Annotated in this window: 8 protein-coding genes; 7 read left to right on the forward strand and 1 reads right to left on the reverse strand. The window is 42.9% G+C overall.

Going from position 1 to position 14,008, the window contains the following annotated elements; genetic code table 11:
* Positions 1–300 precede the first annotated feature (300 nt).
* Positions 301–1,461, reverse strand: coding sequence for a phage integrase SAM-like domain-containing protein (locus CIK98_RS04415; protein WP_094383072.1), 1,161 nt, complete (start codon positions 1,459–1,461; stop codon positions 301–303).
* Positions 1,462–1,618: 157 nt separating this feature from the next.
* On the opposite strand from CIK98_RS04415, the gene CIK98_RS04420 reads away from it, so the two are divergent.
* The 7 genes from CIK98_RS04420 to CIK98_RS04450 all read left to right on the forward strand — a co-directional run bounded on the left by CIK98_RS04420 (position 1,619) and on the right by CIK98_RS04450 (position 13,976).
* The gene (locus CIK98_RS04420; RefSeq protein WP_094383073.1) at positions 1,619–4,810 is read left to right on the forward strand and encodes a SusC/RagA family TonB-linked outer membrane protein; all 3,192 of its coding nucleotides are present in this window, start codon (positions 1,619–1,621) and stop codon (positions 4,808–4,810) included.
* Between the two features lie 28 nt (positions 4,811–4,838).
* The gene (locus CIK98_RS04425) at positions 4,839–6,479 is read left to right on the forward strand and encodes a RagB/SusD family nutrient uptake outer membrane protein (protein ID WP_094383074.1); all 1,641 of its coding nucleotides are present in this window, start codon (positions 4,839–4,841) and stop codon (positions 6,477–6,479) included.
* A gap of 283 nt (positions 6,480–6,762) precedes the next feature.
* On the forward strand, positions 6,763–7,119 hold the full coding sequence (locus tag CIK98_RS04430; protein WP_172409816.1) for a hypothetical protein: 357 nt from the start codon (positions 6,763–6,765) through the stop codon (positions 7,117–7,119).
* Positions 7,120–7,257: 138 nt separating this feature from the next.
* On the forward strand, positions 7,258–8,913 hold the full coding sequence (locus tag CIK98_RS04435) for a C10 family peptidase (RefSeq protein WP_172409817.1): 1,656 nt from the start codon (positions 7,258–7,260) through the stop codon (positions 8,911–8,913).
* Between the two features lie 205 nt (positions 8,914–9,118).
* The gene (locus CIK98_RS04440; protein ID WP_094383077.1) at positions 9,119–10,348 is read left to right on the forward strand and encodes a nucleoside recognition domain-containing protein; all 1,230 of its coding nucleotides are present in this window, start codon (positions 9,119–9,121) and stop codon (positions 10,346–10,348) included.
* 15 nt (positions 10,349–10,363) lie between these two features.
* The gene (locus CIK98_RS04445) at positions 10,364–11,848 is read left to right on the forward strand and encodes a lipopolysaccharide biosynthesis protein (protein WP_094383078.1); all 1,485 of its coding nucleotides are present in this window, start codon (positions 10,364–10,366) and stop codon (positions 11,846–11,848) included.
* A gap of 13 nt (positions 11,849–11,861) precedes the next feature.
* The gene (locus CIK98_RS04450) at positions 11,862–13,976 is read left to right on the forward strand and encodes a S46 family peptidase (protein ID WP_094383079.1); all 2,115 of its coding nucleotides are present in this window, start codon (positions 11,862–11,864) and stop codon (positions 13,974–13,976) included.
* Positions 13,977–14,008: the final 32 nt, after the last annotated feature.

The raw sequence follows: 14,008 nt of genomic DNA on the forward strand, positions 1-14,008 counted from the left end.
GTGAATGGGTATTGTTATGGTATGTGGATAGCAGTAGTGTATGTTTGATAACAGTTGTTATAAAGTAATCACTATAGCCATCATAATTATGTTAGGGCAGGCTTTTGTTTTATATTCCGCACTGCGGTATGTACATTCCCCACTGCGGAACATATATTCCCCACTGCGGAATGTACATACCGCAGTGGGGAACATAACACAAACAGGGGCTTCACTTTAATTAATAATAGCCTTTGTGATAAATACAGAGTAGCCTTAGTGAAATAATCAGTTCAATCTGTTCAGTACATACAACAACAGTCATTCCTTTGTGCCAAGTCGATCTAATATCTGTTTCTGCATTTCCATTATAGCCTTTTGGTTCTTGAGTATCTGCTTTCGTTCGAAATCCTCTTGTTGTCGCTTTTTTCGTCCAAACACCTTGTCAGAAGCCTTCGAGATAGTCTTGTCTGACTCAATCTCGCGTATATAAGTGTCGATATACTCAGAATTGCGCCCCATAAGTGTTGCCAGTTCGGATATATTGGCTTTCGGGTCGCGCAGATAAAGAGTGGCAAAGGTGTGACGGCACGAATAATAGCTTGTGTTTTTGATGTCGATGGGATAGCGCTTCAGTTGGGTTTTGTTGAGCTTGCGCCACCATTGTTTCAGTTTGCGGCTTAGATCACAGTTGAGCCTGTTCACCTTATTATATATAAAAAACTCATCGTCACCAAAAGTGTCCATCAACGGCAATATGTGAACTTGCCCATTGTTGACAGCAGCCTCATGGACGAGTGTGAAGAGTCGGTAACGATTGGTGTGACTGTCGGGAATAATAATCTTCACCCCTTTCCCCGTTTTGCGTCGATTGGTCTCTATGACATACATAGTCTCGCCGGATACCTTGCGGGATGTCACCTGCTCCACCTTCAGCGAGAGCACATCCACAAGTGCAAGCCCCTGAAGATAATAACCAAGCATAAAGCACATGCGGAAGAAGGCATCGCTCTTGGTGTCGGTGAGCATGGCTCGTTGCCATTCGCCGTTCTTCCCTGAATCAAATGAATGCCAGAAGTCATTTTCACATACTGACATCTGATAATCCGTAAGAGCCTGATGATGATGATGGCGGTTGAGGCGACATCGAGTATCGACTAAATTGCACGGATTGACGTTGATTAAATACTGTTTATCGGCAAAATTGAACAGTGACTTAATTATGCAATACACCACATAGCCTGAGTTTCCGGAGTACTTTTCACCGAGCCATTTAACAAAGTTTAGTAGCATCTTTGCGTCAATTTCATCGATAAACACAGAGTCTGTGCCGACAAACTCTATAAAAAGCCTAAAAGCATAGTCATATAATTTTGATGTGCTCACTCTTCTCTGACGATATTTCATAAATTCGTCATAAACATAACCGATAGAGAATCTAACACTATCAGTCTTAGTAGGAATTCTACCTTTTTCTTCCATAATTATTAGTATTAGTTGTAAACATATTTCAAAGTTAAAAATATATGCCATACAAATATACTAATAAGTGACTGATATATTGGATGTTATAGTTATATTTATTTAGTATAAATTTGCGCCGAATTTTATTTTTTTTAAGTCAAAAGAGAGAGATTTTATGGAAAAAAGAATCAAAATGCTTTTTGCCACTCTGTTCCTTTGCATGGGAATGGCAGTGGCACAGACGCAGGTAACAGGTACCGTCATCTCTGACGAGGACGGCGAACCGGTTATCGGTGCGACGATTTTAGTGGTCGGTACTAATGTCGGAACTGTTACCGACACAAATGGAAAGTTCAAGATTGCCTGCCCGGAAGGCAAGAGTGTTCTTAGCATTTCGTTCGTTGGCATGGAGCCTATTGAGGTCAGTGCTCGCGCTAACATGCGCATCATCCTCAAGAGCGATTCAAAGGACCTCGACGAAATCGTGGTTGTTGCATACGGTACTGCGAAGAAGCAATCAATCACAGGTGCAGTATCATCAATTGATGCGAAGGACATCGAGAAACGTATCACGACATCGGTTACAGGCGCACTCGAAGGTTCTGCGCCAGGTGTTCAAGTAAACAACACTTACGGCGAGCCAGGCTCAGAACCGATAATCCGTATTCGTGGTATTGGCTCCATCAACGGCTCAAACACACCTCTTTATGTTGTTGACGGTGTAATATACAGCGGAAACATCTCAGACCTTAACCCCAACGACATACAGAGTATTTCTGTGTTGAAGGACGCTGCCAGTGCAGCACTTTATGGTAACCGTGCCGCAGCTGGTGTGGTTATTATCACAACAAAGGCTGGACGTTCTTCCGCAAACTCACAGATCAGCCTGAAAATCAATCAAGGTTTCTACGGCAGAGGTATAAAAGAGTATAGCCGTCTTGGTGTGACCGACTGGATGGAAAGTTCATGGAAAGCAATGAAAAACTATGCCATGACCGGTTCTCTCGCCCTTGATGAGGCTGCAGCCGCTCAGTATGCCACAGAGCACCTTGCCACTGATGTCATACAGAACAACATCTTCGACAAAGATGCAACTGAGCTATTCGACAATGGTGGAAAACTTATTGCAAACGTAAAGCCAGGTTATTCAGACCTTGACTGGGAGGACAACATCGAACGTACTGGCAGCCGTCAGGAATATAATCTTGACGGAAATTACACAAGCGATAAGCTCAGCGTATATTCTTCTTTGGGTTATCTGAAGGAAAACGGTTATGTAGTGGGCAGTGACTATGAGCGCTACACAGGAAGAATAAACAGTTCTTACACACCTAATAAGTGGATTACATCTGGTCTAAACATCAACGCAACGATTTCCAAGCGCCACTTTAATGACAGTGCCACAGGTTCATACTACTCAAACCCATTCTATGTGGCACGTTATATGGCTCCTGTGTATCCTTACTATATGCATAATGCAGACGGCAGCATACAGAAAGACGAATTTGGTGAGCCTGTTTGGGATACCACATCCCCATATCTTGACAACCGTAATATTGCATACGAGCTTCGCAAGGATAAGGATGAGTCGAGACGTAACGTAATTGATGCCACTGCATTCGCGACAATCAACTTGCCTTATGATTTTTCACTGACAGTTAAGGGCAACATGGCTCACAGGACAAACAACCGCACTAGCTATAACAACCCTGAAATTGGTGATGGAGCGACAAACAACGGACGTTTGACAGCCTATAGTTATGAGTATAGCAACTATACGATGCAGGAACTCCTTAATTGGGGTCATGATTACGGTTTGCACCATGTTGACGCACTTCTTGGTCATGAGAATTACAAATATGAGAGTAAAGCCACTTACGGAATGAACACAAACATGGCTGTTGACGACATCTTCGTAATGTCGAACTTCCTGACCAACTCTTATTTCCAGGGTTATGACAACGAATATGCCACAGAGTCATATATGGCACGTGCTCGCTACAACTTTGACCAAAAGTATTTCTTCGATGCCTCTTGGCGTCGTGATGGTTCCTCACGTTTCCACAAGGACAACCGCTGGGGTAACTTCTTCTCCGTTGGTGCAAGTTGGAATGCCAAGAAAGAGAATTTCCTGAAAGACGTCAAATGGATTGACCAGGCTCGCTTGCGTGCCTCATACGGTGAAGTAGGTAACGATGCAGGCGTGAGCTATTATGCTTATCAAGCCTTATACTACATTGACAAGAACGGTGGCAACCCTGCTCTTATGAAACAAAGTCTTGCTGCAAATGACATTAAATGGGAGACAACACAAACATTTGACATTGCCCTGGAAGGCCGTCTGTTTGACAGACTAAATTTCTCTATCGGATATTTTGACAAGCGCTCAAAAGACCTCCTTTTCGCTGTACGCCTACCACTGTCAGCCGGCTCGTTCGCATACAATGAGTATGACTACAATATGACCATCTATAAGAATATTGGTACTATCAGCAACCGAGGTTTCGAGATAGCGCTCGACTATGATATCTTCAAAGGAAAGAACTTCAGTTGGAACGTAGGAGCAGACGCCACATTCCTCAAGAACAAGATTATAACACTTCCTAATGGTGACAATATCCTGTCAGGATTGCATAATTACACAGAAGGCCGTTCTCTTTATGACTTCTACACCTATCACTTCGAAGGAGTTGACCAATTGACAGGTAACTCTCTCTACACCTTGGACCCTGAAAAGGAAGAGAGTGCTGCCGCTGCTGGCGAGTTAGTTGAAATTAACGGTAAGAAATATACAACAGACACGGCTTACGGACTTCGTGATTTCCACGAGACTGCTCTTCCTACTGTTTACGGCTCGTTCCACACTAATTTGACATGGAAGGGTCTGTCTGCTAACATTCTTTTCACATATAGCTTAGGAGGAAAGGTTTACGATGCGTCATACCAGTCGCTGATGTCAACCAATGCAATGTCAAGCGGTTCTGCCCTTCATGAGGACGTGCTGAATTCATGGAACGGCGTTCCCTCAGGTATTACGGAAACATCAGCAAATAGAATTGACACAAACGGAATCCCTGCGCTCAGCTATGACCGTAGCAGTTACAACAACAACAACTCTGACCGTTGGCTGACCAATGCATCTTACCTTGTATGTAAGAATATCAGCCTTTCCTACTCTCTTCCAAAATCGCTTGTTAGCGGTTGGAACTGTGGTATAACAGGTATTGCCATCAACGCAGGAGTAGAAAACCTCTTCACCTTAACGGCACGTCGCGGTATGAACCCACAGTTTAATTTCACTGGTGGCTCAGACGATACTTATGTGACCTCAAGAGTGTTTAACTTCGGAGTTACATTTAATTTCTAATAGTATAAAACAATAGAAAGAAAAGATTATGAAGACAAAAAACATATTGATTGCAGGATTGGTTGCCTCAACCGCTTTGGCAATGACGTCATGCGGTAGCGACTATCTTGAGACAAGCCCCTCTGAGTCGGTATCAACAGGACAGGCTGTCGGTTCAACGACCAACGCATACAAGGCGCTCAACGGAATAGCCAAGACCATGTCAACACAACAGTACGCATGGTCGCAGGGTTGCGCAGGCGAAGACCGCATCATATCTATTTATGAGAACTATCCAAGCCAGGACTATATCTACAACTATTATGCCGCAGGATGGGGACCAATTATGAATATACAGTATAACACGCGTAACAACACGGCATACGCAGCATATCCATGGTATTACTATTATACTATAATCGGTCAGGCAAACTCCATTATCTGCAACATCGACAATGCCACAGGCCCTGAATCGGAGAAGAATTTCGACAAGGCTTCAGCATTGACTTACCGTGCCTACGGATATGAGAAACTGCTACACTACTATTGCCCACGTTGGAAGGAGTCTGGTAATGGTTCTGCGGAAGGACTTCCACTTCGTGTAGATGAATCAACAGGTGACCTTGCACCTTCCACAATGGCAGAGGTATATCAGCAGATATACAAGGACTGTGAGGATGCAATAGCATTATTCCAGTCAAGTGACTTTAATCGCAGCAGTTCGGAAATTTGGATTGCCAACGAGAATGTAGCCCATGCGGTTTATGCCCGTGCAGCCCTAACTCGCGAGGACTATTCTACAGCACTTGCACAGGCAAAACTTGCACGTCAGGGTTATCCTCTGATGAGTAATGCGGAATATCAGTCAGGATTCTGCAAACCTACATCGGAATGGATTTTCGGTAGCTATGGCGACGCGACCGAGAACCTTTGGTACTGGAGCTATGGTACACAGTATTCGTGCAATGGTTACTATGCAAACAACACTCCCTGCGGCGGTGGAGCCATGTATAAGGGATTGTATGACCAGATTCCAAACAACGATGCACGCAAAGCTTTGTTCATTACGGAAGACAAATTCCCGGAATTTGACATTTACGACAAAGCCAACGTAAACCAAACCTATGCATCTGTCGTCTATGGAAACGATATGTGGAATGCCGTTTATTCATATATCAACCGGTTGTGGGCGTCGTCTGGTGCAAGCAGTATGGCTATGCCTTATCAGGCAGGAAACTTCTACCTTGGCGGTCAGATGAAATTCTACGTGTTCGACACTCCTGGAGTTGGCTACTTACCGTTCATTCGATCTTCTGAAATGGTTCTTATTGAAGCAGAAGCCAACTATTTCCTTGGCAACGCCTCTGCGGCACAGGCTTCGCTCGTAGAGCTTAATGCTACATCTGGACGCAACCCAGAATACACCTGTACACTTACAGGAGATGCTCTTTGGAATGAGATTATGAATTATCGTTGCTTTGAACTCTGGGGAGAAGGTTTTGGTTATAGCGACTACAAGCGTTGGGGTCGTGCCATAAGCCGCAAAACTCTCGCAAATGGTGGAAATGCTCATGCTGCAATTGCTATTGACATTCCTGCCTCAGCAAGCAACAGTTGGGTTTGGGCAGTACCACAGTACGAAACGGACTACAACAAGGGCTATTCTACAGGCAACGAGACAATGGAATAATAACAATAAGATTACTATTAAATAAAAAAGGTGCAGCCCCGATTGCCGAGGCTGCACCTTTTATATATCTTGACCCAATATCAAGGTAATTTTGCGCGAAATGGTATTTTTTATACCTCGCGGATTCAACTAGCAAGTGCAATATTTAGTATCCTTCATGCATAAATAATGTTAATCTCTTGGTTTCCACGAATTATTTCGTTATATTTGCACCTAATTTTCGAAATAACTTATAAGGAGAAAAGAAAATGAAATATTATGGTGCCAACCCAATGACAGACAAGTGATTGAGATTGATGACTCGCTATTGTCGGGTAATCCAAATATGGAATATATCATGCATCGACTGGTTTCAGCGGCAGCCGATCCCGAAGTAAGACAGAACATGAATGTTGAAGACGAGTTTTTCTCTGCCATTGAGGAAAGAGATACTGCAGTTATGTTTCGCGACAAGAGAATAGAAGAACAAAATAGAATTATTGCACAACAGGACAATTTAATAGAGCAGAAGGACAACTTGTTGGAGCAGAAGGAGATTGCTTTACAGGCTACAGTCAAGGCCTTAAAGGCAGCGGGCCTTCCTGTTGAGAAAATAGCGATGATAACAGGTCTTGAGGTAGTTTACATAAACTCTTTATAAATTAAGGTGGATTATATTAGAACCCATCTAAAGGGTTTTCTAAAAAAAATGTTTTTGACTAATTAGAATAATTGTTGAAATATGGTATTAAGCAGAATGTTTATTACGAGGTCTTTCGTATTGCTGGCATCAGTCCTTATGGCAACATCCAATGTATTTGCAAAATACAGGACTAATGCTGAAATGAAAAGAATTGCGGGACAGGTGCTCCTGCAAAATATTGACAAGGCGAAGCCAATGGGACGCACCATGGAACTCGAACTTGTTAAAACCAACGACCAGCTCGCTGTGTTCAATGCCGATGGCTATGGCTTTGTGGTTGTAAACCGCAACGACAATGGTCGCGACGTGTTGGCATACTCCTCGACGAACTACATGGAGAACAACATGCCAGCTGGATTCAGGTGGTGGCTCGACGCAACAGTGGAAGCACTTGCCAACGGATATACACGTGACTTTCAGGCTGATGTGTTAAAGGCAAACGCAACGGTAGAAAACTTCATTACTACAAATTGGAACCAATATGCCCCTTACAACGACAAATGCCCGGAAGTAAAGGGAGACTCTCGTAAAGTAAAGGCTCCAACTGGATGTACTGCAACATCCATGGCCCAGATACTTAATTATTATAAGTATCCTGCTAAGGGCAAAGGTAAGGGTGGATATTATTATGTAAATAGTGATGGTCATGGCACCGACACTGTAGAGGTTGAAGCTCCCATAGACGGCGTATACCAATATGATGTACTGAAGGACACATATACATCAGACGAAACCGAAAAAGATGCCATTTCAACCTTAATGTTTGATTGTGGCAAGTCTGCATATATGACTTATACCGCTAAAGAAAGCGGTTCAACGTATTATTGGGCAGTAAGAGGCATTGCCAACAATTTCCAGTATGACCCTTACGCACTTGAACTATACGAAAGAGTTTTTTTTGACGACGCAGAGTGGTATGATAAAGTTAAACGCGAATTAATCGATAAAAGGCCTGTAATGTATGCCGCATTGACAAAGAAAAATGGAGGTCACTCGTTTCTGTTTACTGGAATAAATACGGAAGGACTTGTATGGGTGAATTGGGGATGGTCAGGACTTTCTGACGGATGGTATGCCATCGACCAGCTAAAGCCGGATGCAAATTTGGATTTCTGTGTTTCACATCAGATGATAATCGGATTCAAACCGCAACCTGAACCAGATAAAGATGAAGAGAACAAGTCTTTTTGGGGTTTTAGCGAGGAAGAGAATTTTGCCATCCGGCGTGCAAATAAGGATGCAAAGATACAGCAATTTGTTTTATATAATTTTTGCTGGAGGGATTTCAACGGACGTTTCTATCTGGTAATTGAAAACCTGGATACAAACAAAGCGTATAGTGTATTCTTCTCTGAAACAAAAGAAAATGGAGTGGATAATTCCATACAACAGTATTATGGCTTGCGCTTTATACCGGGAAATACCATAAAGCAGTACTATAATAAAGCTACGTCTGAAACCATTCCGGCAGGAAACTATAGAGTCTCAATACAGACCCAATCATACGGAGAGAGCAATCTCCAGCCCGTACGTCGCTCGTCTAACAAGTCTCCGTATTCATGGTTCACTGTAGATGACAGCGGCAATTTCGAGGTAAGTAACGATCCGCCTTCGACAGGAATAAATGAAGTTATGGTTGACAGACAATATTCTGGAGCCTCATACACTCTTAAAGGCATAAAGATTAACTCTGATACGCCGATAATGTCGAAAGGACTGTTTATCAGAGAAAACAAAATATACGCAAAATAAATATCCTGTGCCCCTTGGACAATATACCCTGAAAGGTGAATGCATTTGACATATTTCACCTTTTCAGGGCTTTTTTGTGTAAAAACGTAAGCTTCCCAGCCGAGGGAAGCGCATTTTTTTTTCTTTCTAAGAGGTAAAAAATAGTCGAAAAGTTTGGTCGTTTAATGGAAAACACGTAATTTTGCAGCCATTAATACTTTGTATAATGGTTCTAAACTATATCTGGGTCGCATTCTTTGTAATCGCATTTATCATAGCGGTTGTAAAACTATTGTTCATGGGGGATTTTGAGGTGTTTCCCGCTATGATGGACTCAACGTTCGCATCCTCGAAAACAGCCTTTGAGATTTCTCTTGGACTTACAGGAGTACTCTCGCTTTGGCTTGGGATAATGAAAATTGGAGAAAAGGGTGGGGTGGTCAATGTATTGGCAAGACTCCTAAGCCCAATCTTCGTAAGGCTTTTCCCCAATATTCCCAAAGGTCATCCTGTAACAGGAAGTATATTCATGAACATTGCCGCAAACATGCTCGGTCTTGACAATGCTGCCACGCCTCTTGGATTAAAGGCGATGGAACAACTACAGGAACTGAACACGAAAAAGGACACGGCATCAAATCCCATGATTATGTTTCTTGTGCTCAATACGAGCGGTCTGACTCTTATACCGGTAAGCATTATGGTATACAGGGCTCAGATGGGTGCTGCACAGCCTACTGATATTTTCGTGCCTATATTGCTTGCCACTTTTTTTTCTACCTTGTCTGGTATTGTGATAACAAGTCTTTTCCAACGCATAAACCTCTTTAATCGCACTATATTGTTTACGCTTGGAGGGGCATGTGTGGCAGTGGCCGGCATAATTTGGGCGTTCAGCCAGATGGACAAATCTCAGGTGGATATAGTAAGCACTACAGTAGCAAACATACTGTTGATGCTGATTATCATAGGGTTTATTCTGTCGGGAGTTAGGCATAAGATAAATGTCTACGATGCCTTCATTGAAGGAGCGAAAGATGGTTTTCAGACAGCAGTGAGAATTATTCCGTATCTTGTGGCTATTCTTGTTGGCATTGGGGTCTTTCGGGCTTCAGGTGCAATGGATATGCTGATTGAAGGAATAAAATGGTCGGTGTCGGCTGTTGGTGGTGATACGGAGTTTGTGGGTGCCTTGCCTACTGCATTGATGAAACCCTTGTCTGGAAGCGGCGCAAGGGGGATGATGGTTGATGCCATGACGACATACGGGGCCGATTCTTTTGTAGGTCGGTTGAGCTGTGTGTTCCAAGGCTCTACCGATACCACTTTTTACATACTGGCAGTATATTTTGGCAGTGTTGGCATTAGGTATACCAGGCATGCCGTGGCTTGCGGATTGCTTGCCGACCTTGCCGGAATAATAGCCGCAGTTGCAATTTGTTATATGTTCTTTTAAGTATATATCTCGATTATGGCAGGTTTGAAATCATTGGCCAAGGAAACGGCTATTTATGGATTGAGCAGTATAGTGGGACGTTTTCTTAACTATCTGCTCGTACCGCTTTATACAGCGAAGATTTCCGCTGAAAGCGGTGGTTATGGTGTCATAACCAACATGTATGCCTATACGGCACTAATGCTAGTGCTTTTGACGTTTGGAATGGAAACCACCTTTTTCCGTTTTTCCAATAAAGAGGGAGAGGACCCTTCGAAGGTCTTTTCAGCTACGCTTACTGCGGTGGGGACTGTAGCTATGGTCTTCGTCTGTCTCGTCTTTGCATTCATCACTCCGTTGTCTTCTGCCATGGGGTATGCCTCTCATCCTTCTTTTGTGTGGGTTATGGCGGTTACGGTGGCGATAGACGCTTTCCAGTGCATACCATTCGCTTATCTTAGATATAAGAAAAGGGCGGTGAAATTTGCCGTTTTGAAACTTTTGTTCATTGTCATGAACATAATGCTCAATCTCGTTTATTTCGTGGTGCTGCCTTCTCTTTATAAATCGTATCCCGATATTGTCGGAAATATATATAGTACAACCGTGGGGCCAGGCTATGCTTTCTATATAAACCTCTTTTGTACGGCTTCCATCACATTCTGTTTCTATAAGGAACTGAAGACTTTCCGTCTTTCCTTCGACAGAAAGATGCTCGGACGAATGCTTAGCTACAGCTGGCCGATTCTGGTGTTGGGAATTGCAGGAATACTAAATCAGACCGCAGACAAGATACTCTTTCCCTATATATATAAAGGAGGTGATGCCCATGAACAACTTGGCATATATGGAGCCGCATCGAAGATAGCCATGATAATGGCCATGATAACCCAGGCCTTCCGTTACGCCTATGAGCCGTTTGTGTTTGGAAAGTCTAAAGACAAAGACAACAAGGAAACATACTCGTTGGCTATGAAGTATTTTTTAATCTTCACATTGTTGGCTTTCCTTGTAGTGGTAGGATATCTCGACGTGTTGAAACACTTGATAGGCAGTGACTATTGGGAGGGGCTGAAAGTGGTACCCATAGTGATGGCGGCAGAGATAATGATGGGAGTGTATTTCAACCTGTCGTTCTGGTATAAACTGATAGACAAGACTATATGGGGAGCATGGTTCTCTGGTGCGGGATGCCTTGTCCTTATAGTCATCAATGTGGTGTTTGTTCCACAATATGGATATATGGCATGTGCATGGGCTGGTTTCGCGGGATACGCTACTGCAATGTTGTTCAGCTATCTTGTAGGACAGAAGTACTATCCTATAGACTATCATCTTGGACATATCGCAAAATACATTGTGTTGGCTGTTGTGGTATTTGCCATGATAACATATGTAAACTCATCGTTAGACACATTGCCAGCAGTTGCCATTAACACAGTACTAATAGCGTTTTACGTCCTTTTCATCGTGAAAAATGATTTTCCCGTGTCTGCAATTTTAAAGAAAATAAAGAAATAAATATATAAGTAATATGAAAAAGACTTCAATCATTTTAGCAACAATGCTTGCCGCCACTCCTGTTATGGCCGATGAAGGCATGTGGACTCTTTACGACTTGCCTAAGGCTGCTTTTGAGCAGATGCAGTCAGAAGGCTTTACTATGCCTTACGCTGACCTCTACCAGTCTGACAATGCAATAAAGAATTGTGTGGTAAACTTTTCCGGATATTGCTCCGGTGTGGTAGTTTCGCCAGACGGACTAGTGTTTACTAACCACCATTGTGGTTTCGAGGCCATACGCTCCCATTCAACAGTTGAGCATGACTATATGCTAAATGGCTTCTATGCAAAAAGCTTTGAGGAAGAACTGCCAAATGAGAATATGTTTGTCAGCTTTATGGTTGAACAGAAGGACGTGACCGATTATCTCGACAAAAAAGGCATTAACAAGATTTTGCCATCGCAGCAACGCCATTTCTTGGATTCTATCGAAAATGTAATGTCGAAGGAAGTGAAAGCCAAGGATTCAACATTGAGACTTGAGATTAAGCCTTTCTTTGAGGGCAACAAGTATTATGCCACAACATATCGCGATTTCACCGACCTAAGACTGGTATTTACCATTCCTAAGTCAATGGGAAAGTTCGGAGGTGAAACCGACAACTGGATGTGGCCACGCCAGACATGTGACTATTCCGTATTCCGTATTTATGCAGACCCTAAAACTAACGGACCTGCGAAATACAGTAAAGATAATGTGCCCTATAAGCCAAAGCATTGGGCACCCGTTTCACTAAAGGGATATAAAGATGGCGACTTTGCAATGACCATAGGTTTTCCTGGCAGTACAAGCCGATATATATCATCTTTTGGCATTCGTGAACGTCGTGACGCTCGTAACGCGCCAATGGCACAAGTGAGAGGAGTAAAACAAGATGTGATGATACGTCACATGCGTGCTAATGAGGCTGTACGTATTAAGTATGACACTAAATTTGCACAAAGTTCAAACTACTGGAAGAATTCTTTGGGAATGAACAAATGTATCGATTCTACCGGACTGATAAGACAAAAGGCTGAATTTGAAAAACGTATTAGACAATATCAGGATACTACAGGATTCCTAAAAGGAAAACTCGATTTTGCCAAGATGGAGCAGATGTATGACAAGCGTTTGGAATATGCTAAGGCGGCAATGTATTTCCGTGAGACTTTCATTCGTACTAACGAACTTGCTTCCCGTGCATTGAAATATCATAATGGAATGCAAGTCGAAGGTCCTGCAGGCAAACCAAAGAAACAGTATGTTGTGTTTAAGGACAATAGCAACGAATGGGACGAGGCTCTCGATAAGGAAGTTTATGCAGTGCTATTGAAAAACTATCGCGAGCATGTATCAGCTGATTTTCTTCCGGATTTCTATAAAACCATCGATGAGAAGTTTGCCGGCGATTGCGCTGCCTATGTCAACTATGTTTGGGACAAGAGCCTTTTGATGAAGAGTGGTACGAAATTGTTTATCAATAAGGGTGCTGTGAAAAAAGACCTTGGAATTGCCATGGGACTTGATATAACAGAAATGATGTCGAAATTGGCAGTACCTATGCAGGATTTAAACGATTCCATCGCAATTCAGGAACGCTATTTGTGTGCTGCAAAGATAAGAATGGAAGAAGACCTGCCACATTATAGCGATGCAAACTTTACAATGAGACTAAGCTATGGCCAGGTTGGAGGATACGATCTTGGTGGTACTCCATCAGGATATTACACCACGGCAGAAAGTATTGTTGAAAAAATGAAGAAGAGCGACTCGGTTATCGAATATTATGCTGAGCCCATAATGCATGAACTAATGGGGGCTGCTGATTTCGGGAAATATACTGATGAGACAACAGGAAAACTGCAGCTTTGCTTCCTTACTAACAATGACATTACTGGTGGCAACAGTGGCTCGCCGATGTTTAACGGCAAAGGCGAACTTATTGGTCTTGCCTTCGACGGCAATTGGGACAGCCTTTCAAGCGACATCTTCTTCGACAAGAAACTTGCACGCTGCATTGGTGTAGACATCCGGTATGTTTTATATCTTATGGACAAGTGGGGACATGCCGACCGCTTGATTAAAGAGATAGGAGCAAAATAACAATATATATTTATTTCCGCAGGATGGAAAAG

Origin of the sequence: Prevotella sp. P2-180, from assembly GCF_002251435.1 — a bacterium.
GTDB lineage: Bacteria > Bacteroidota > Bacteroidia > Bacteroidales > Bacteroidaceae > Prevotella.